The organism is Paenibacillus sp. fava2 (assembly GCF_058313675.1).
Window position 1 is genome coordinate 5133313 of sequence record NZ_CM177755.1, and the last position, 20286, is coordinate 5153598.

The following is a 20286-nucleotide window of genomic DNA, read 5'->3' on the forward strand; positions in this document are numbered from 1 at the left end:
ATTAATTATTAAATCTTTAATTTAGTAAACCGTTTATGTATTTTCAAATGATTGTCCGGGAGGTGAAGGATTGACAGATCAGGAGCGTGACAGGTATTTTGAATTCCCCATTCTTTTTAAGACTTTTCTGAAAGGGCTGGGCCAGCAGTGGAACAAACAAGGCTTCCGGATTACCCAGACCCAGTTCAAGGCGCTGCAAACCCTGTCCAGGGAAGGTCCGATGATGGTCTCCCAGCTGGCCGCTGCACTTGATTTGACACCTGCCGCCGTTACCGGAATTACGGATCAGCTGCTTACTGAAGGTTATATTCAGAAGGAGCGGGCCGCCGGAGACCGCCGGGCCATGCAAATCACGCTGACCGCCGAAGGAATAGCCGTAATCAAAGCAACGCAAGCGAAGCTTGGTGAGGTTATGCATTCTTATTTCAGTATTTTGCCTGAAGAAGATATGGAGCATTTGAGAAGAATTTTCGGGATATTAATTAAGGAATTAGACAAAAAATAAAAGAGACGGTGAAGAAACCAACTATGGAAAATTTAACAGATAAGCGCAAGCTATCCATTATGATCGCCATTATGGCCGCAATGCTGTTTGCCGCGATCAACCAGACGATTACCAGCACGGCTATGCCGCGCATCATCTCCATTCTCGACGGTATGGACTACTATACCTGGACCATTAATATTTACCTGCTGACCTCGACGATTGCCACCGTGCTCGTCGGCAAGCTCTCTGACATGTTCGGACGCAAGCCGTTCCTGTTGGTCGGGATTCTGCTCTTTATGGTCGGTGCCTTTTTAACGGGTACCTCCGATAACGTCTTCCAGTTCATCACTTACCGTGGTATTCAGGGTATTGGTGCGGGTATCATCCAGTCTTCCGCTTTTACCGCTGTAGGCGACCTGTTCCCTCCTCGCGAGCGCGGCAAATGGATGGGCCTGATGACCGCAGTCTTCGGCTTCTCAAGTGTACTTGGACCGACACTCGGCGGTTACCTGATTGACCATCTCGACTGGCACTGGCTGTTCTGGATCTTCCTTCCGCTTGGTGTGGTCGCATTCGGCATGATCCTGGCCCTGTTTCCAAAAGCACAACGCGGAGCGTCGACCAGCATCGACTACCTTGGCTCCCTGTTTATGACAACAACCATCGTACCGCTGCTCCTTGCTTTTTCCTGGGCGGGTACGGAATATGACTGGGGCTCTGCCCAGATTCTCGGCCTGCTGGCTGCCACTGTAGTATCAGCAATGATCTTTATCTTTATTGAAACCAAAGCCAAAAACCCGATCCTGCCGCTTCACCTGTTCAAAAACAGTGTAGTTACGATCTCCAATCTGATCGGCTTCCTGATGAACTTCGGTATGATGGGCGCGATGATCTACCTGTCCTTCTTTGTACAGGGTGTGCTTGGAATTTCCGCAACTTATGCAGGTTATGTGACTATGCCGATGTCCATTGTAATGGTAATAGCCAGCGCCCTGACCGGCCAGATGATTGCCAAAAAGGGAAAATACAAACGCTTCGCCCTGATCGGTGTACCGATTATGGTTGCCGGTATGGGCATTATGGTAATTATGCATAACGTGCCGATGGCTGTGCTTAGTATGATCGTATTCGGCCTGGGCCTGGGCCTGGGGATGCCTGTCTTCTCCCTGGCTACGCAGAATGCCGTATCCCACACCGAGCTTGGTGCAGTAACGGCCTCCACCCAGCTGTTCCGTAACCTGGGCGGTACAATCGGTATCGCGGTAATGGGTACTGTAATGTCGAACAATCTGACCAAGCATCTGAAAGAAGCATTGACCTCTTCTTCAGCACCGGACTTCAGCAAGCTTGATCCGACGGTTGCCCAGCAGATGACTGCTTTTGCCAACCCGCAGGCGCTGATGAACAAGCCGCTGCTGGAGCAGACGCAAGCCGGTCTGCCTGCTGATGTTCAGCCAATCTTCGTACAGATGATTGACAGCATCCGTGATGCACTGGGCCAGACCCTGTCCACTGTATTCCTTACAGGAACCATAGTTCTTGGGCTTGCTTTCGTGCTCGTATTCTTCCTGAAGGAGCTGCCGCTGCGTTCCTCGAACAAAGCGCCTGCAGAAGCAGAAGCTCCGGCTGAAGGTGTGAATACTAAGAAATTGGCTGTGGAATAAATCCCGGCTTACAACAATAAAAGGGCAATCCCTGGTCGTTGACCGCGGATTGCCCTTTTTGTAGTATAAACCTTAAAATCCGGTTCGCGGAATCTCTGCCGGAAGCTCATGATAGGGTTCAGCTATGCCGGTCCTTACCCTATACATCTGCTTGTGCGCCTGCACAGCCCCCTGCATAAAAGGCTCATACAGCCGGTTGCAGACATCGGCTGCTCCGATCTGATAATTCTCTCCGTCAAAACGTCCCAGCACCGGCTGGTCATTCCACTGGAAATAATGAACGCCGATCAGCTGCGGTATGGCAGCAGCCTGCTCCACAAAATAACGGTACGCCGCGCCGCGCTCCTCCTGGGTAGCCACCGCCCGGATCCCGTAAGCCAGCATTCCGCTGTCTGCGCCGCCGAAGTGGAACTCCCCGATCATAACAGGCTTGCCGAGGCGGCTGCTGATCTGTTCAATCTGCTCCCGGTCCGGAGCAGACTGATAGCAGTTCAGCGAGAATACATCAAACCACTCACAGCCTTCCAGTACCTCATCGCTGCTGACCCATGCATAACGCATGCCGAGGTTCAGGTGATTGGGGGCTGCCTGCCGGCAGGCACGGGCCGGCAGCTCCACATAACGCCGGATCAGCAGCCGGTTAAACCGGGCGTAATCAGCCGCCCTTACCGAATCGGCAACGGGCTTCGTATCATCGGGATTATACAGCTCTTCATAACTGGTATAATGGCTATCCCACGCCGCGTTTAGCTCCTCCACCGTACTGTATTTCTCAAGCAGCCACTGGATGAACCGCTCTTTGCTGGCAAAACGGACCGCTGAAGCCAGCATCAGCTGCGTCAGGTTCAGGCCATCCACGAACGCCCAATGCGGCTCATTGCGCATGAAATACCCGACCATCCGCCGCTCTTCCCGCAGCGGGAGCAGCTGCTCCGCAAACCGCTGCACATTCCGCTCATACTCCGGACTGAACACATCTGGGAAATCGCGGAAGATCCGCTGCTCCGTCTCCGGGAAACCGTTCAGCGGATACACATACGGCAGGCCCGAGGCCGCGATGAAGCGGCTGTCCGACCAGTTGCCGATCGTATTAAACCCGCCCTGCCGCAGCCGGTATTCGGTCAGCTCCGTCCAGGCGGCCCGCCACTGTGGGCCAAATGCTGTTATAAGGTTAGTTATCCCGAAGCTGAATTCACGGCCCTCCTGCGACCAGGCATCCTTATAACCCCCCTCCTGCCCGGGCAGCGGCGGGAGCAGATGCTCCATACCGGTTACACACATAGGCGAAGAAGGGCCGACACAATCCATACCGGTACTGAACAGTGCATAGCCTTCCGGATCAACAAACCACCAGTTTCGGCCGTCAAACTCCGTGCGGAAATAACCGGTCGCAGTGAACCTCAGCTCTTTCCAGCCTCCGTAGCGGCTGAGGCAGCCCGCGCTGTAATCTGCCCCTTCCGTCTCTGCCCATTCTGCCGCCCGCTGCTGCTCAGCCCGGAGCCGGCTGACTAATGCTGCGGCATCTGCCGTTTTGCCCGGCCACTCTCTTCCCTTCAGCTGTCCCAGCTCATCCACATAAGGCTGATAGTCATACTGGAAATCCGGTTCCTCCGTGCTTAGGCATAAGCCCAGTATATCGACACTTCTCTCCGCAGCCGATGGAATAGTCGCAATGGAAAAGCCGGTTATCTGTTCCCGGTCTACCCTGGCATCACCACGCAGTACTGTCTGCATCACACCGGGATAACGGGGCAGGAACAGCTTTTCACCGCTCAAATGCTCCAGCGGCAGGCAGATTACGGTTCTTACGCCCGGCAGGATGCCCAGATGGTAAGTAATCTCACGGTTAGACCTGTCGCGGAAGCTGAACAGCAGGACCAGGATATCATGGCACTCATGATATACCTCCGCATTCACATACCGGCAGGCCTGCCATTCAGCAGTGTCTGCTTTGCCGGGCTGCAGCTCTGCTCCGCCGCCCTCAGGCGACGTCCACAGCCGGAAGCCCCCGGAGGGGCTGACCGTAAGCTGTGCATGAGGGCCGGTGTCAAACCATTCCCCGGACAGCAGGAAGGATGATGTCATCTCTCTACCTCTTTTCTACATACCGTTTCATTAGGCACCGGATGCTCATTTAAGACCCATATTGGTCATGACATCCACTTTACCCGCATTGGCAAACCATTCGTTCACTTCTTCCGTGATCTGCGTTCCGCCCTTTTCGTACCATTGCTTAACAAAAGTGTCGTAGCTTTCGAGCGGTTCTTTACTGTAGATGATCTTTGTAAAGGTTTCCTTCTCCATTGTGTTCAGCTGTTCCCATGAGGTCTGCATCGTTTTGGTCGGCGGGCCGTTAAAGGCGTTGGGGAGCAATACATCCCGGTTCTCGTAAGAAATGACATATCCTTCACTGGTGGTCGGATCATTGGCCGCTGAGCGCATCAGCACTCCGGTATCGGCTTTGGCACCTTGCGCCAGATCATAGAAGGACTTGCCCGGTCCGTCCACACTCGGCGTGTTTTTGGTAAAAGCCATCTTCCCTACGCCCTGAACCGCATCCAGCGGTGTGTTGAATTTCTTGGAATCAAACACGACCTCCTCGTTCACAATGTCATAATCATAGCCCTGGGCATATCCGTACTTGAAGTCCCCTGTGCCGAAGGCGGCATCGTACAGCTTGTCGTAGTAGAGGAAGAATGCTTCCATATTGTTAAAATCTTTATTGAACATAAACACGCCGTCATTCTGCTGGCCGGACTGGTATGTCTTATCGCCGCTGACCCCGCTGATTGTCGGGTAGGCACTGATTTTGGCACCCGGCACATTGGTCTCAACATCCTTTACACTGCCGTACAGCCAAGGACGTCCGATGATAATGCCTGCTTTGCCTTCGGTAAAGTCAGCCAGTGCATCCCAGGCACCCTGTGTCGCCAGCTCCTTGTTCAAATATCCCTTGGAATACCAGTCACGCAGCTTAGCCAGTGCATCCTTTGTCCCGTCCGCAACCGACCCGTAGGTAAGCTTGCCGTCCTCGTTATACCATTGGCCCGGAAGATGCTTGCCGGCATAGGCGCTGAAGATCATGACGGAGTCGCTGACCCAGCCGGTGTTGTAGGAATCCTTTCCGCTAAAATCGAATCCGTACGTATCCTTCTTGCCGTTCCCGTCCGGATCATCATTCGTAAAAGCGGCAATAACCTGCTCGAATTCGTCAATCGTCGTCGGCGCTTTCAGCCCCAGTTTATCCAGCCAGTCCTGCCGGACCAGCATCACTTCGCCTTCCGTCAGATTGGGGGCAATCGGCATACCGTATACCTTGCCGTCCTGAATGACCGGGTTGAAGGCTGTCGGGTATTCCTTGTAAATTTCCTTCAGCCGCTCCGGCATATATTTGTTGATGTCCTCTGTAATATCTTTGACCAGCCCGGACTGGATCAGGTCATTCTCCAGCGAGGTATCATAAACCGGCAGCACATCGGGAAGCTTCTCCGAACCGGTCAGCGCAAGCCGCAGCTTTGTGTTATATTGCGCTGCATCGCCGCCCAGCAGTGTCGTCTCAATCTGTATACCCAGCTTATCCACGCCCCAGCGGGTCAGAACATTATCATTCAGGCTTTCACCGTTGATATATTTCCCGGCATTTTCATCCTGCTGCTTCGCAATTGTAATCGTAATCGGCGGATCGTATTTACCGTCCTTGAGCGTCGCTTCCGCCGTAGAGCCTCCCTCCTTTTTAACCGGACCGCAACCGGCGAGCAGCCCTGTAAGCAATACAGCAACGGAGAGTAATGCACCTGTTTTTTTCATATATAGACTCCTTTATCGTTGAATTTAAGTAGGTATCTGATTCTGCTACTCCTTGACTGCACCCAGTACAATACCTTTTACAAAATACTTCTGCAAAAATGGATAGACGAGGATAATCGGCAAGGTGCTGATAAAGATCTGTGCAGCCTTGATGCTCTGCTCCGATAATGCCGCCGCCTCCGACTGGCTGAGCGCCATGCTCTGGGCTGAGCCCTGCACCACAACCGTCTGCAAAAAGGAAGCCAGCGGATAGTTCTCTGTACTCGACATATACAGAATTCCGTCAAACCAGGCGTTCCAGTGGCCGACCATAATGAACAGGCCTACCGTTGCCAGTCCGGGAAGGGAGAGCGGCAGATAGATTTTGCGGAAAATAACAAAGAATGAGGCACCGTCGATAAACGCCGCTTCCTCCAGCGCCTTCGGAATGGTTTTGAAGAAATTCATAATCAGAATCAGGTTGTAAGCGCCAAAGGCGCCCGGCAGCACCAGCGACCAGATCGTGTCCTTAAACCCCAGCTTCGTAACCAGGATATAGGACGGAATCAGGCCTCCTGAGAACAGCATCGTGAAGATAAAAATCCACATCAGCACATTCCGCCCGCGGAAGTCCTTGGATAAGGCATATCCGGCCGTTGTAATGACAAACATGCTGATCAAGGTCCCGAGTACCGTCCGGAATACAGAGATTTGCATCGAGCCGGTAAAGTTGGTGTTTCTGAATGTTTTGGCGTAGGCGTCCATATTGAAGTCCACCGGCCAGAAGGACACCAGATTGCCGTTGATCGCCGATTTGCTGCTAAGGGACTGGGCGAGCAGATGGAGCATCGGCAGGAAGCACGATAATGCAATCAGAATCAGAAATATATAGTTGAAGAACGAAAATAGCTTATATCCCTTGGACTTATGATACACTCTCCATGCTCCCTTCTAGAATATTTTGTAGTTGGCGGCCTTGTAGGCAATACGGTATGAAATAACGATCAGGACAAAGCTGATGCCTGATTTGAACAGCCCGACCGCTGTACCGAACCCGTATTGGCCGTTCAATAGCGAAGACCGGTACACGTAAGTATCAATAATATCCCCCGTACTGTATACCAGCGGGTTGTACAGGTTAAAAATCTGGTCAAACCCCGCATCGAGGATACTTCCCAGACTCAGTGTGGCAATGACGATAATCATCGGCAGCATGCTCGGCAATGTAACATGTCTGATCTGCTGCCAGCGTGAAGCACCGTCAATTTCGGCGGCCTCATAATAAGACGGATCGATCCCGGTAATGACGGCCAGATAGACAATCATGCCGAAGCCGAAGTTTTTCCACAGATCACTGATAATGACCGTTGGTCTGAACAGAACCGGATCACCAAGGAAATAGACCGGCTGGATTCCGAACACACTGGTCAGCACATGGTTGATGCCCCCGTCGAGTCCCAGAAGGTCAATCATAATGCCGGCCACCGTTACCCATGATAAGAAATGCGGCAGATATACGAGCGTCTGAATACTTTTTTTGACACCCATATTGCGGATTTCACTTAACAGGATGGCCATGATGATCGGCACGACAATACCGACAACGATTTTGATTACCGCTATAATCAGCGTGTTCGTAATAGCCTGGGTGGCTTCCTTGTACTGAAAGATTCTCGCGAAGTTGTCCCAGCCGATCCAGGCAGAACCGGAAATGCCCAGCCAGGGCTTATAATCCTGAAAAGCCATCACCAGTCCGACCATCGGCCCGTAGGCGAAAATGAGGACACACACAAGTGCCGGGATACAGAGTACATACAGCGGCCAGCTTTTTTTCACTTCCTTGCTCCAGGGATCTTTTCCTTTTTTCCGGATGTCAGTCTTGAGCGGCTGCACCCGGTTTTTTATAACGTGAGCTATTGGTGTTACCCCCTTTAAGAATGCCGAGTAGTGGTTGCAGATTTAATGTTAGCAAAAGCGCTTTCATTCTAAAATGTCCCGATCTGAAGATCATAACCAATCCCTTAACCTGTTTGCTAAGCGCTTTCATTTTGCGGGCTGATTGTCTTTTTCTTTTGAATTTAATGAATTATGATAGATTCTGACGGCTGCACAGCAAATTAGACAAATACGTGTTACGGGGAATGAGGACGATAATATGATTAAAAAGGTGAATATGAAACGGTTCATCTACTTTTTCATTTTTTTCCTGCTGCTTACACTGGGGCTGTTCTACATCATGAATACCCTTAGCTCACGAACGCTTCAGGAGAGTCTGGTCAACGCCTCCAGGAATCAGCTGGCTTATGCGGAGGAAATTATAGACGGGGCAATCTCCGAGGCAAGTATGTATGGGATCCAGTATACTGCCGATAATGATGTACGGTTTTATCAGAACCGCAAGCTGGAATTAAGCAACTATGACGCCCAGATGAGCAAAAATGAAATTTCCGGCAGATTAGCGGATCAGCTCTTCTCAAGCCTTGCGGTAGAGTCAATCGGGATTTACTGGAAGCAGGACGGCACCTTCATCCAGACCGGGCATGATTCGCAGGCAAAGCTCCCGTTTGAACAGGTAACGGAGCGCGGCTGGCAGACTTATAATAACAGCCTGTATTACTTTTCGGTCTACCCTTATATCCACCAGCCCAAAAATCCGGCAAATATAGAGTATATCGTCGGCGTGAAGCTTAAGAGGGAGTATCTGACCGGGCTGCTGGGCAAAGCGGTTAACGGCGACAGCTCCAACGCTTTTTTCCTGGTGAATGACAGCCTCGTCATTAGCAGCAAGCCGGTAGACAGCCGGATCGAGGAAAAAGCGCGGGCGACGGTTACCCCTGATCCGCAGCAGATTCTCAAATTCGATTACCATACCGGCGAGGACGACTATTATGTGCTGTCCAAATACATAGAGCCTATTGATACGTATCTGGTGACGTATACACGGATGAGCGATTTCCTGACTCCGCTGGACCGCAGCCAGCAGGTGTTCGCAGCCAGTATTATCGTTATCCTGATCATCGGCCTGACCGTGATTCTGATGTTCTACCGTAATTTCTACCGTAATGTGCATCTGCTCAGCAAAAAATTCCATCAGGTGGAGCAGGGTAACTACAGCACGCGGATCAGCGAGAATCCGGTCAACGAATTTTATACATTGTTCAAAAGCTTCAATCATATGGTACTCAGAACCCAGAACCTGTTCGCCTCACTCAAAATCGAAACCGAGCTGCGCAGGGATGCAGAGGTAAAGCAGCTGCAGGCCCAGATCAATCCGCATTTTCTCTACAACAGCCTGTTCTTTATTATGTCGATGGCTCAATCCTCACCGGAAGCTGTCATGCAGATGAGCAAGCATCTGGCGGAATATTACCGTTACCTGACCAAGCTCGACCGGCACGATGCCACGCTGGCCTCCGAGCTGCAGCTTGCCGGCCATTTTCTGTCAATCATGTCTCTCTGTAAAGAGCTGCATTATGAGATCAGCCTGCCGCCGGAGCTTGGGGAGCACCGCATTATGCCTCTGCTTATCCAGCCGATTGTTGAAAATGCGATCCAGCACGGCATTGAGGAGCTGCAGGGCGCCCACCGTGTCTCCATCGAGGTAAAGGCACTCGATGACGGGGCACTGATCATTGTTGCGGATGACGGCAAAGGACTTATGCCGGATCAGCTTGAGCTGCTGGCGGCCCGTGTGGGCAGCGAGACTCCTCCGGAGGGCTCACGGGGCATCGGCCTGTGGAATATTCATCAGCGGCTCAAAAATGCCTACGGCGAATTAAGCGGCTTGCGGTTCTTCACCAATGACTGGGGCGGCCTGTCCGTTATGGCCTATATCGATTTCTCACTGGATGAAGGAGGAGAATATGAAATTACTGATCGTGGATGACGGGCATTATATCGTTGAATATCTGAAGCATCTGCTGGACTGGAAAAAGTTCGGCGTGCAGCAGGTTGTAACCTCCACCAATTCGCTGGAAGCCAGACATTTGCTTAGCCAAAATGACATTGATATTCTGATTACCGATATCCGCATGCCTGAGGTATCCGGTCTTGATCTGCTGGAGCATATCAGTGAGCAGCTGCTGAAAACCAAGGTGGTCTTCCTCTCCGGCTATTCACAGTTTGATTATGCGCAAAAGGCGATCCGGCTGGGCGCCCTGGATTATCTGCTTAAGCCTGTAGATAAAGAGGATATGGAAAAAGCCATGCAGCAGGTGCTTAAAAATATTGACGAGCAGCAGCGGAAACAGCAGCCAGTGCAGGCGGAATTTGACACTCTGGGCTTTCTGCTGTCAGTTATCGGCGGTACTTCTCCCGCAGAGGGCGACAATGAATTCGCTGCGTGTGATACTGTGCTGCAGCTGAATGAACGCTACTGCTTCTTTCAGATTTCAGACGCCAAGGAGACAGACGAAATCACGTTAAGGAATCACAGCTGTGCTGCAGAGGGTTTCATCTGGGCAGCCGGCCCGTCCATTACCGGCCTGCTCCGGGTATCCGGTGCCGGCCCGCTTGCTGCTGAAATAGAGAATATCTCCTTCTCCGGGAGCTTTGAATTCGCACACAAGAATACTGCCCGGCATATATTCTGCCAGTTTTATTACCGCGAGGAGCCGGATGCCGGGGATTGTACGCTGCTGCAGAGCTGCACTGCCCACCCGAAACGGGTGAACGGGGACTGGGAGACTTCACGGAAAAACATCCTCCGAAGCTACGCCAAGCTGCAAACCAGAAAGCAGCAGATTCTCTATCTGCTTGATTTCATCCAGCTGCTGTACTTCACGTCCGGCCGCCTGCAGCAGTCAGAGGTGGCAGACTGGATCTTCAAAGAGTTGGCTGAGCCCGATAATGCGCTCCAGTCTGTGCTGCTCTGTGTCACCCGGCTGGAGCGCAGCCCCAAATTGACGAACAGCCATATTGTCGATACTATTCAAGCTTATATTACCGGACATATCGGTGATGGTTTGAGCCTGGACGATCTGGGTAAAATTGTACATCTCCATCCGGTTTATCTGTCAAAGGTGTATAAACAGGAGACCGGCGAGAACCTGTCGGGGTTCATTGCTGGCAAGCGGCTGGAGAAGGCGTCGCAGCTGCTGCTGGAATCCAATCTGCATGTGATTGATATCTCCCAGCTGGTCGGCTACAAGAAGCCGCAGTATTTCATTAAGCTGTTCAAGGAACAATACGGAATTACCCCTTATCAATACCGCAGACAGCAAATCCAATAAGGAATAGATTTGTGGACTTAGGAGGCGATTGCTTAATGAAGCCGTTTGAACAGCCGGAAGCCGGAGCCGGGGGAGCCATCGAAGCCTTCACTCTCCCGCAGGACGGCCTGCTGCCGAACAACCCGGTGCTGCCGGTCATTGTGTATACAGGTGCTCTGCGGGACCATCCGGAACGCACCGAGCAGCTATTCAATGACAACGGCTGGCTGAACAGCTGGGTAAGCGGCGTGTTCAGCTATCACCATTATCACAGCAACGCGCATGAGGTGCTTGGCGTGATGTCCGGGACCGCCAGCCTGCAGCTTGGCGGCGATGCCGGCCGGACGCTTGAGGTATCGGCCGGAGATGTACTGGTGCTGCCGGCCGGAACGGCGCACAAGCTGCTGCACAGCTCCGCCGGCTTCCGCGTCGCCGGCGCATATCCCGGCGGGGCGGATTACAACACCCGCCGGGCCACCCCGGACGATCTCGCAGCGGCGCTGCCCGAGATCGCGGAGGTCCCGCTGCCGGACAGCGATCCGGTGTGCGGTAAGGCCGGGCCGCTGCTGGAGGCGTGGGGTGCGGGCGGCTGAAAGCGGCAGCGGACCATTCTAAACCGCAGCACTTCTTTTTCAGGAATTAAAAAGCGCTTTGCCGGATTGAGACGGCAAAGCGCTTTTACATGCAGCTTATTTAGTTCTGCTGTACATGTTCTCATCCCGCAGCCGGATCAGTACCTTGCCGAAGCGCCCGCCCTGCTGCACAGTCACCTTTCCATCAGGATACGTAGTTTGCATATAGTCAGAAACGATTTTCCCGGTATCTTCACTGTCCGCCAGTCGGTGGTGTTTCAGCAGCTGCTGCACCTCGTCAATGGCCTCTTCTACAGTGTATTCTGTGCTCTTCATTTCCTTAGTCACAATCGACTCGAATGCATAGTCCTTTAGATAGAGCAGATTCAGCAGATAGGCCATTTCGGAGGCTTCGCCAAGCGGCGCCGCCTTCCCGGTAATCAGAGGCAGCACCTCGTTCAGCAGACTATGCCGCCTGGAGCCGGCTGAAGTACTGATATAGCAGTATTGTCCGGCACAGCTGATCACACGCTCCGCGCCTGCCCAGTCGGACACAGCCGGACACATCGAGACAAAAACAAGATCAAACGCCTGCTCCCATCCCTTAGCCGCCAGATCGATATCCTCAAAGGCTTCGCGTACCAGTGTGATTTCCGCTTTTCCGGGGCTGACCCGGGCTTTGTTCGCTTCAAACAAATCGGCCAGCAGCGCATTCGGCTCTACGGCGGTCACCTTCGCCCCGCGCTCGGCAAACGGCACACTGAAACCGCCCGAAGCCGCGCCGATATCCAGCACCGTCAGTCCGTTAAAATCAACACCCTGCCCCTCCATCCAGCCGATAATCCGCTCTGCTCTCTGTCTTCCGCCTTCGCTGAATACCTCTTCGTTAAACGTATGCGCTTTGGAATCGAAGGAGCGGGTAGGGTCCACGCCGGCTTTTCTTGTCAAATTGATGTAGGATTTCGGGTCTTCCTTCCATGCCTGCTCCCATACCTGTGCATCAAATAAATTTTTATTCATTCTTTATCATCCCTTTTCGTTTAATTAACTGCTGATTATACCTATAACACACTGCTGGCTATAAAAAAGACTTAAAAGACTTCTTATATCTATAATAAAGCTATAAAAATAACGGCGCTTATAAATCCACCGTTACTTTTGCAGCAAGCTCAGAGAGCTTCTTGTTCTGCAGATAGTCTTCCATCCGGTTCTCTGCCTCCACCATCACCTGCTGGATCAGGCATTCACTGGAGTGATTCAGCGTACAGTCAAACAGCGACGCCGTTCCTTCAATCGCATGGATCACATCGAGAAAAGAGATATCATCCTTCTTCTGCTTAAGCTGATACCCGCCGTTCGCACCGGATACAGACTGGATCAGCCCCGCCTTCACCAGCTTGGTCAGAATCTTCGACAGATACGTCGGCGATACATGCTGCCGTTCAGCCAGCTGCTGCACGCCCACAGGCTTATCGGGAGAAGCAGCGACCAGAAAAAGCATCGTATGCAGCGCATAGTTCGTAGCTTTGGAGTACTTCATGTTCCACCTCAATCTTCAATCGCAGACTTTATAAGTCTATAATAGCTTTTATAGGAATGGAAAGCAAGCTGCTTTTTAAGTTAATATAGTTTGAATCTGTTGCACCTGAAATCTAGCTGTAAGCATCTATGCAAGAATATCAACTATATAATTTTATGGTTTGGGATTTACCTTGTTTCAGTGAATGCGTAGACTTCCGGCCGCTGTTGTCTGCAGATTTCCGGACACAATCATTAGTAGCTGCACGACGTAGCATTAAGTAAACTCCCCCTCCTCCGATGCTTCGCCTTAACTGCACTTTGTGCAACTAAAATGCCTGTTTTTCCCCGAAAGTTCATTTTAACTGCATTCCGTGCAACTAAACTGCCGGGAAAAGCCTGTTTTCGCCGTTTTGGGCGGAAATAGCTGCACAAAATACAGTTATATCGCTGAGGGCCACATTTTCCTCGGATATAACTGCAGATTGTGCAGCTATTTTAATTTCTATAGGTTGGACACTGCCCGATGAGTGAATTGTTGCCTCATACACAACGCATGCGCCGGGACGTTCGTTCGAGAGATTAGCTTATTTAGCTGCCGGAGTTCAGCCGGAACAACTCAGCCCGGCCGGTGAGGCAGCTATTCATCCGTGCACCACAAACCTAATGCAGCGTACAAAACTCAGCGCCGGTGCCGACTCTACCTTCGCCCCGGCTCCTCTCTTACCCCAAGCTGGCCGTCAAAATCTCACACAGCGCGCCGAATAGCGGCTGCTCCAGCTTAAGCGCAGTCAGGGAGGCAAGCGCTGCCGCCGGCGTGGCAGAAGACCGCACCAGCCCGTAGATCTGCTCCTTCAGCTGGAATTCTATCTGCGCCCGGTTCAGCAGGGCGAATACGTCCTCTTCAATCCGGTTAGCCGCAAGGCGCGCGCCGCCGAGTTCAACCGTAATCGCGGTAGACAGCGCGGTCTCTGGGATCGTTACCGTAAGCGTATGTGTGGAATGGTCATACGCTGTATCGGCTGCCGTCTCCGCACCGCCAGCCAGCACTTTCACCTGCGTTTCGGCCACACCTGTGAAGCTCAGCTTCCAGCTACGCAGCGGAGGCAGGGCGTCGAGGTTGCCGCTGGCCGGATGAATCGTAAAGCTGGCGGACTCCGTCCAGCTTAGGCTCATCTCTGTAACGCACCAGTTCTCCTCGCGGTCCCCCAACGCGCCCCCATTCTTCACGCCCTCAGCCGTAAGCCCATCGTCCTCTTCCGCCCGCTCCCCCGCCGCTTCCTCCGCATCCTCCCACAGGTGGAAGCTTCCGTCCGCTCCGGCAAACACCTTAACCTCCAGCTCCCGCGGGTTCGCCGTGGACGAAGTGTATCCGCTGGGATCAGCCAGCGGAACAATCGCCCCGGCCTTCGCCAGCACCGGAATGGTCTCCAGATTCCGGTACAATGACAGGCTGCGCCCGCCGTCATACCCCCGGCCACTGAAAAAGTCATACCAGCGGCCCTCCGGCAGCCACGCGGTAAACTCCGCCATACCGGTCCGGCGGTCCACCGGTGAGGTGACCGGGCAGGCCATCAGCTCTGTGCCGAAGTAATACTGGTTCGGCACCCCGTAAGCCTCCGGCTGCTCCGGATGATGATAATACAGCGGCCGGACCAGCGGCAGCCCGTCCACACTCGCGTAGCGGTTCATCGTATACAGGTAAGGAATCAGCCGGTGCCGCAGGCGCAGCGCTTCCTTCATCGCTGCTTCCGCAACCGGATTGAACCGCCACGGCTCCTTGCTGTTGAACGGACTGGCTGAGCTATGTAGCCGCAGCACCGGCGAGAACACGCCGAACTGCACCCAGCGCATCACCAGCTCATCGTCGAGATAGCCCTGCATGTGGCCACCGATGTCGTGGCTCCACCAGCCGTACCCGGCATTGGCTGCACTCGCCGTGAAGTACGGCTGGAAGGCAAGCGAGTCCCAGGTGACGATCGTATCACCGGAGAAGCCCACCGGATAACGGTGGCTGCCCAGTCCGGCATAACGGGAGAACGTCAGCGGCCTGCCGCCGCGCCGTCCGCTGTCCAGATAGTGATAGTGGTTCAGCATCCACAGCGGATCAAGTCCCGGCACCCTGGTTACACCGCCCTGCTGCCAGTCGATCCACCAGAAGTCGACGCCTTCCTCTTCCAGCGGATGATGCAGATATTTGAAATACGCCTGGAGGAATTTCGGATCGGTAATATCAAACTCCACCGCATCGCCCTTTTCCGGGTCCAGCCCAAGCTCCCCGGCGATCGCCAGATAAGGGTCTTCGAATGCACGCACGCCGTCCGCCGGGTGAACATTCAGCGTTACATGCAGCCCCCGCTCATGCAGCCGGGCCAGGAACTGCTGCGGGTCCGGGAAAAGCCTGCGGTTCCATGTATAGCCCGTCCAGCCGCTGCCGTACTGCGGATCGACATCGACCAGATGCCAGTCCATGTCAATCACCGCAACAGAGAACGGGATCTGCTCCTGCTCGAACCGTTCTATCAGCGCCAGATACTCATCTGCGCTGTAAGGGTAATACCGGCTCCACCAGTTGCCAAGGGCATAACGCGGCAGAAGCGGCGCCGGGCCGCTGAGCCGGTAAAAATCCTTCAGGCATTCCAGATAGTCATGCCCATATCCGAAGAAATACAGATCCAGCCCGCCGCCCTCACGCGGCGTAACCTGCCCGTCCGCCTCCAGCAGCAGCGAACGGCTGTCGTCCATCACCGTATAGCCGCCGCGGGACATCAGCCCCGGCGCAAGCGGAATCGCCCCGTCCGCATTATCCAGCGTGCGGGCTGTACCGCCAAGATCCTGCGGCGTGTCGCCGTAATGCCAGACTCCCATCAGGTGACCTGAGCCGTTACGCACACGTACATTAAGCCCGTAGCGGGAAAACGGCTGCTTGTCATAGCTCAAATGCAGCCTTTCCGTAATAATCTCGAGCTTGTTGCCGTGATCCACCAGTTGGAACTCCGGCACCGGAAAATCCCGGTTAAGCACAGTCTGGGTCGCCCGGTCCTCGAACCTTCCGTCAGGATGGTATTCCAGGCGAAGCAGCTGCGAAGTCAGAACAGTGATCCGGAAGTCCACTCCTTCAATGCTCGCCTCAGGAATGGCGACAGGCCGCACTGCCAGCTTCAGATGCTCCGGCAGCGGCCGCAGCTCCTGCATCATTTTTCCCATAACAATATGACCTCATTTCCGGCTAAAACCGGCGCACTGGTAAGAACTACTCCTTCACCGCGCCGATCATAACCCCCTGGTTAAAGTATTTTTGGATGAACGGATACACGCACATAATCGGAACCGTCGCGACAATAATGACGGAGTAACGCATCATATTAGCCAGCCTCAGCGCCAGCTGCGCCGCCTCGCCGGACCCGATGCCGGACTGCATCTGGTTGGTGATGAGGATGTTGCGTAAGATCAGCTGCAGCGGATGCAAATTGGGATTTTTGAGATAGATCAGGGCATTGAAATAGGAATTCCAGTGGCCGACGGCAATCCACAAACCCAGCACGGCAATAATCGCTTTGGACAGCGGCAGCACAATCCCCGTAAAAAACCGGAGATTCCCGCACCCGTCAATCTGCGCCGCCTCCCACAGGTCGCCCGGAATACTGGTCTGAAAAAACGTACGGGCAACAATGATGTTATACACGCCAACCGAGAACGGCAGCACCATAACCAGAAACGTGTCATACATATGAAAATCACGGACCGTCAGAAACGTCGGAATCAGCCCGCCGTTAAAAAACATCGTAAAAATAAAGAACAGCGACAGAAATTTACGCCCCTTCAGGTCTTTACGTGAGAGCGCATAGGCAGCGCAGATATTAACAACCAGGCCAATGAGCGTGCCGACAATCGTATACAGGATGGTATTGCGGTAGCCGATCCAGATATTACTATGGCGCAGCAGCTCCTTGTAGCCGTCGAGCGTGAATCCCTTAGGGAACAGCCAGACCTGGCCGCCGGCGACCGCCGAAGGGTCACTGAAGGAAGCGATAACGATAAAATACAGCGGATAAATCAGAATAATCAGAAACAGCACCGCAATCACGTACAGCACAACTTCCATCACGGTATCGGAGGAGCGGTTGTTTTTTATTTTCCCCTTGGACTCTTTAACTACAGGTGTAAGTACTCCCATTGTGATCTCCTCCTTCTACCACAGGCTGTTTTCGCTGATCTTCTTGGAGATCTGGTTGACGATAATCAGCAGAATAAAGTTAATGACGGTGTTGAACAGATTGACGGCCGACGAGAAGCTGTACTGGCTGCTGAGCAGACCGATTTTATATACATAGGTGGACAAAATTTCGCTGGAGGTGGCGTTGAGGTCGTTCTGCATCAGGTACACTTTTTCAAAGCCAACCCCAAGCAGCCCCCCGACACGCAGAATGAGCAGCGTAACCGCCGTCGGCATCAGCATCGGAATATCGATAAAACGCACCTTATGCCAGCGGCTCGCCCCGTCCACGGTTGCAGCTTCATATAGACTCGGATCAACCGCAGACAATGCCGCGATAAAAATAATGCTGTCCCAGCCGACATGCTGCCACACATCCGACCAGACGTACACGCTGCTGAACAGCGACGAGGAGCCGAGCAGATCGGGCGCTTCTTTGCCGAACAGGCTGAACAGGTTGCCGACCAGGCCGGTGCTTGGCGACAGCAGAATGACCATCAGCCCGACCATGACCACGGTGGAGATGAAATGCGGCATATACGAAACGGTCTGGAAAAAGCGCCGGAACCGGTTCGGACGCATCTGATTCACCATAAGCGCCAGAATGATCGGAATCGGAAAGGTTACCAGACTGTACAGGCTGATAATCAGCGTATTCTTAATCGTGTTCGAGAACTGATAGGAGTTAAAAAACTTCTCAAAATATTTGAACCCCGCCCACGGACTCTCCGTAATTCCCAAAGCCGGGCTGTAATCCTTGAAAGCAATAAGTATCCCGTACATCGGTTTGTACGCAAACAGCAGCGACAGCACCACCGCGGGCAGCAGCAGCAAATACAGCCCCCAGTTTCTTTTCACCGCCATAAGCGTCCCCCCGGAACTGGCTTGACCGGATCTCATGAAATCCCCTCCTGAATGTGTTTATCTGTTTAAGTACCTAAAGTATATCTTTAAGGTCCCGGAGGCTGCCGGACCTAATGGGGGCGTTAACCGGACTTTTATGATTGGTGTAAAAGCTTCCGGGCTGCACGGTTTCCCGGCCAGCGGGCTGTCATGCGTAATGCGGACTTTCGCTGCTGTTATCCGGACTTTCGGCTTGGCGGGGAAGCAGGGGTACGGACTGCTTACGGATGCAAAAATACCGCCAGGCAGCAGCGTCTGCTATCCGGCGGTATCTGTTACTGCATCTTACGCAGGCTTACACCTGCTCTATAATGACGGGCCGGCCGGCACAGAACAGCTTGCCGCCGCCATAGACCGTGATCACGCTGCCGTCGATCAGGCTCTGGTAGCTTCCATCCGGCAAGCCGGTGTCCACCTCTGCCTCTTTACCCTTCAGGCTGAATACACCGGCCAGCTTTCGGCCGCCCCAGGTATACGTACCTGCTACGATGTCATCTTCCTCTACTGCGCGCAATTGGCAGATGCCCTCCGCCATGATCTCCTTCTGCTTAACCGGATACAGCGCAGCGAACAGCCAGGACAGGTCGGTCCCGGTGTCCCAGTTGACCGTATCCTTGTCGAACAGGTCAGGGCAAACCGTGTTCGCCGTCTCCTGTCCGCCGTAGATCAGCGTCATGCCCTTCTGAAAATATAGGAAGGCCGTCCAGTTGATCAGGCTCTGCTCATCCGGAATGACGGCTTTGGCCCGCGGCCGGTCATGGTTCTCCAGAAACCTCAGCTTAACGTAGTTATCCGGATACAGGTATTCTTGCGCGTTGATCTTCTCAACATAACTGCCAAGTGTAATCTCTCCGGCCAGATAGCCGCTGTAAAACGGATAGACATCGTAGTCGTAACAGGCATCAAATGCCTGCAGTGTTTCCGCATCGCTGAGCCCGGTCAAGCCGAGCGAACGCAGGTGCATGATGAAATCGGGCTCAATGGATTCGGCCAGCCACAGGCAGCCGGGGTTGACCTCGCGCACTTCCTTCACAGCCCGCTCCCAGAACGCCAGCGGCAGCAGCGGGGCAACATCGCAGCGGAAGCCGTCGACGAGACCCGCCCATCCTTTAAGCGTCTCAATCTGGTAGTCCCACAGCTCCGGGCAGTTATAGTCGAGGTCCACGATATCCGCCCAATCTCCGGCTTTATTGCCGAGCTTCCCTTCCGGAGTCCGGTAGAAGAATTCCGGATGCTCCTTGACCAGCACCGAATCCGGCGAGGTATGGTTGTACACCACGTCAATGATGCACTTCATCCCGTGCTCATGGATCGCTCCGACCAGCGACTTGAAGTCGTCCAGCGTGCCCAGCTCCGGGTTAATCTCGCGGTAGTCCTGGTTGGCGTACGGGCTGCCTAAGCCCCCTTTGCGCTCGGCGGTACCGATCGGATGGACCGGCAGCAGCCAGATAATGTCTACGCCAAGGCTGCGGATGCGCCCGAGATCGCGCTCCACCGCGCGGAAGGTCCCTTCCTCACTGTGGTTGCGGACGTACACCGAGTATACAACACTGCTGCGCAGTAATTTTACCGTATGCTTTGCCATTTCTGATACACTCCTACTCCTATAGTTAAAATAGATTCAAGGCTAGATGTTGGCGGATAAGTTAGCTTGTTGACAGTTTGGTGCTATGTGGACGTTTGGTCATATGTGAGAGTTGGGTGCTATATGGGAGTTGAGTGCTATGTGAGAGTTGGGTGCAATATGATAGTTTGGCGCTATATGGGAGTTAGGTGCTATGTGAGAGCTCGGTGCTATGTGAGAGTTTGATATTATGTGAGTGCTTGGTGCGACATGAGTGCTTGGTGCTATATGGAAGTTTGTTGCATAACCGTGTGTTGAGTAACCAATCTTTAGATGGGCTGGCTTACACTAAGTGGATTTTCGTCA

General features: G+C 53.3%; 15 protein-coding genes. 5 read left to right on the plus strand and 10 right to left on the minus strand.

All coding sequences use genetic code 11. From position 1 onward, the window contains the following. Window positions 1–70 precede the first annotated feature (70 nt). Both AC4G46_RS22735 and AC4G46_RS22740 read left to right on the plus strand, forming a co-directional pair. Window positions 71–505, plus strand: coding sequence for a MarR family winged helix-turn-helix transcriptional regulator (locus AC4G46_RS22735; RefSeq protein ID WP_491124700.1), 435 nt, complete (start codon window positions 71–73; stop codon window positions 503–505). 23 nt (window positions 506–528) lie between these two features. Further along, window positions 529–2151: a DHA2 family efflux MFS transporter permease subunit gene (locus AC4G46_RS22740; RefSeq protein ID WP_491124701.1), complete on the plus strand. Its 1623-nt coding sequence runs from the start codon at window positions 529–531 to the stop codon at window positions 2149–2151. Window positions 2152–2223: 72 nt separating this feature from the next. Here the strand turns inward: AC4G46_RS22740 and AC4G46_RS22745 are convergent, their stop codons facing one another. The 4 genes from AC4G46_RS22745 to AC4G46_RS22760 are packed head-to-tail and all read right to left on the minus strand — an operon-like array spanning window position 2224 to window position 7773. Beyond that, window positions 2224–4236: a beta-galactosidase gene (locus AC4G46_RS22745; protein WP_491124702.1), complete on the minus strand. Its 2013-nt coding sequence runs from the start codon at window positions 4234–4236 to the stop codon at window positions 2224–2226. A 45-nt stretch (window positions 4237–4281) separates the two neighbouring features. Then, complete coding sequence (locus tag AC4G46_RS22750) at window positions 4282–5958, minus strand: type 2 periplasmic-binding domain-containing protein (RefSeq protein WP_491124703.1); 1677 nt, start codon at window positions 5956–5958, stop codon at window positions 4282–4284. A gap of 45 nt (window positions 5959–6003) precedes the next feature. Beyond that, window positions 6004–6873, minus strand: coding sequence for a carbohydrate ABC transporter permease (locus AC4G46_RS22755; RefSeq protein ID WP_491124704.1), 870 nt, complete (start codon window positions 6871–6873; stop codon window positions 6004–6006). Between the two features lie 15 nt (window positions 6874–6888). After that, window positions 6889–7773, minus strand: coding sequence for an ABC transporter permease (locus AC4G46_RS22760; RefSeq protein WP_491124705.1), 885 nt, complete (start codon window positions 7771–7773; stop codon window positions 6889–6891). Window positions 7774–8092: 319 nt separating this feature from the next. On the opposite strand from AC4G46_RS22760, the gene AC4G46_RS22765 reads away from it, so the two are divergent. From AC4G46_RS22765 to AC4G46_RS22775, 3 genes are read left to right on the plus strand one after another with little or no spacing between them, the layout of a single operon-like run. Further along, window positions 8093–9823, plus strand: a complete 1731-nt coding sequence (locus AC4G46_RS22765) for a sensor histidine kinase (protein WP_491124706.1) — start codon at window positions 8093–8095, stop codon at window positions 9821–9823. Next, window positions 9801–11168, plus strand: coding sequence for a response regulator transcription factor (locus AC4G46_RS22770; RefSeq protein WP_491124707.1), 1368 nt, complete (start codon window positions 9801–9803; stop codon window positions 11166–11168). The genes AC4G46_RS22765 and AC4G46_RS22770 overlap by 23 nt, the downstream gene beginning before the upstream one ends. Before the next feature lie 35 nt (window positions 11169–11203). Next, window positions 11204–11740 (plus strand): cupin domain-containing protein, encoded by a 537-nt coding sequence (locus AC4G46_RS22775; RefSeq protein WP_491124708.1) that lies wholly within the window; start codon window positions 11204–11206, stop codon window positions 11738–11740. Window positions 11741–11836: 96 nt separating this feature from the next. Here AC4G46_RS22775 and AC4G46_RS22780 read toward each other — a convergent pair whose 3' ends face one another. From AC4G46_RS22780 to AC4G46_RS22805, 6 genes are all read right to left on the minus strand, one after another. After that, window positions 11837–12739 carry a class I SAM-dependent methyltransferase gene (locus AC4G46_RS22780; protein ID WP_491124709.1) on the minus strand — a complete coding sequence of 301 codons (903 nt, stop codon included), beginning with the start codon at window positions 12737–12739 and terminating at the stop codon, window positions 11837–11839. 118 nt (window positions 12740–12857) lie between these two features. Continuing rightward, a complete protein-coding gene (locus AC4G46_RS22785; protein ID WP_039875398.1) occupies window positions 12858–13259 on the minus strand; it encodes an Rrf2 family transcriptional regulator in 402 nt (133 codons plus the stop codon). Window positions 13260–13960: 701 nt separating this feature from the next. Further along, the gene (locus AC4G46_RS22790; RefSeq protein WP_491124710.1) at window positions 13961–16444 is read right to left on the minus strand and encodes a glycoside hydrolase family 31 protein; all 2484 of its coding nucleotides are present in this window, start codon (window positions 16442–16444) and stop codon (window positions 13961–13963) included. A 46-nt stretch (window positions 16445–16490) separates the two neighbouring features. Beyond that, the gene (locus AC4G46_RS22795; protein WP_491124711.1) at window positions 16491–17414 is read right to left on the minus strand and encodes a carbohydrate ABC transporter permease; all 924 of its coding nucleotides are present in this window, start codon (window positions 17412–17414) and stop codon (window positions 16491–16493) included. Between the two features lie 15 nt (window positions 17415–17429). Beyond that, entirely contained in the window at window positions 17430–18353 is a 924-nt protein-coding gene (locus AC4G46_RS22800) for an ABC transporter permease (RefSeq protein WP_090712910.1), read from the minus strand. Window positions 18354–18651: 298 nt separating this feature from the next. Continuing rightward, complete coding sequence (locus AC4G46_RS22805) at window positions 18652–19941, minus strand: alpha-amylase family glycosyl hydrolase (protein ID WP_491124712.1); 1290 nt, start codon at window positions 19939–19941, stop codon at window positions 18652–18654. Window positions 19942–20286 lie beyond the last annotated feature (345 nt).

Bases quoted from the DNA above. Each gene is read 5' to 3' on its own strand.
- AC4G46_RS22740 (WP_491124701.1), top strand. From the start codon at position 529: ATGGAAAATTTAACAGATAAGCGCAAGCTATCCATTATGATCGCCATT.
- AC4G46_RS22745 (WP_491124702.1), bottom strand. From the start codon at position 4,236: ATGACATCATCCTTCCTGCTGTCCGGGGAATGGTTTGACACCGGCCCT.
- AC4G46_RS22750 (WP_491124703.1), bottom strand. From the start codon at position 5,958: ATGAAAAAAACAGGTGCATTACTCTCCGTTGCTGTATTGCTTACAGGG.
- AC4G46_RS22765 (WP_491124706.1), top strand. From the start codon at position 8,093: ATGATTAAAAAGGTGAATATGAAACGGTTCATCTACTTTTTCATTTTT.
- AC4G46_RS22770 (WP_491124707.1), top strand. From the start codon at position 9,801: ATGAAATTACTGATCGTGGATGACGGGCATTATATCGTTGAATATCTG.
- AC4G46_RS22775 (WP_491124708.1), top strand. From the start codon at position 11,204: ATGAAGCCGTTTGAACAGCCGGAAGCCGGAGCCGGGGGAGCCATCGAA.
- AC4G46_RS22780 (WP_491124709.1), bottom strand. From the start codon at position 12,739: ATGAATAAAAATTTATTTGATGCACAGGTATGGGAGCAGGCATGGAAG.
- AC4G46_RS22785 (WP_039875398.1), bottom strand. From the start codon at position 13,259: ATGAAGTACTCCAAAGCTACGAACTATGCGCTGCATACGATGCTTTTT.
- AC4G46_RS22790 (WP_491124710.1), bottom strand. From the start codon at position 16,444: ATGGGAAAAATGATGCAGGAGCTGCGGCCGCTGCCGGAGCATCTGAAG.
- AC4G46_RS22795 (WP_491124711.1), bottom strand. From the start codon at position 17,414: ATGGGAGTACTTACACCTGTAGTTAAAGAGTCCAAGGGGAAAATAAAA.
- AC4G46_RS22800 (WP_090712910.1), bottom strand. From the start codon at position 18,353: ATGAGATCCGGTCAAGCCAGTTCCGGGGGGACGCTTATGGCGGTGAAA.
- AC4G46_RS22805 (WP_491124712.1), bottom strand. From the start codon at position 19,941: ATGGCAAAGCATACGGTAAAATTACTGCGCAGCAGTGTTGTATACTCG.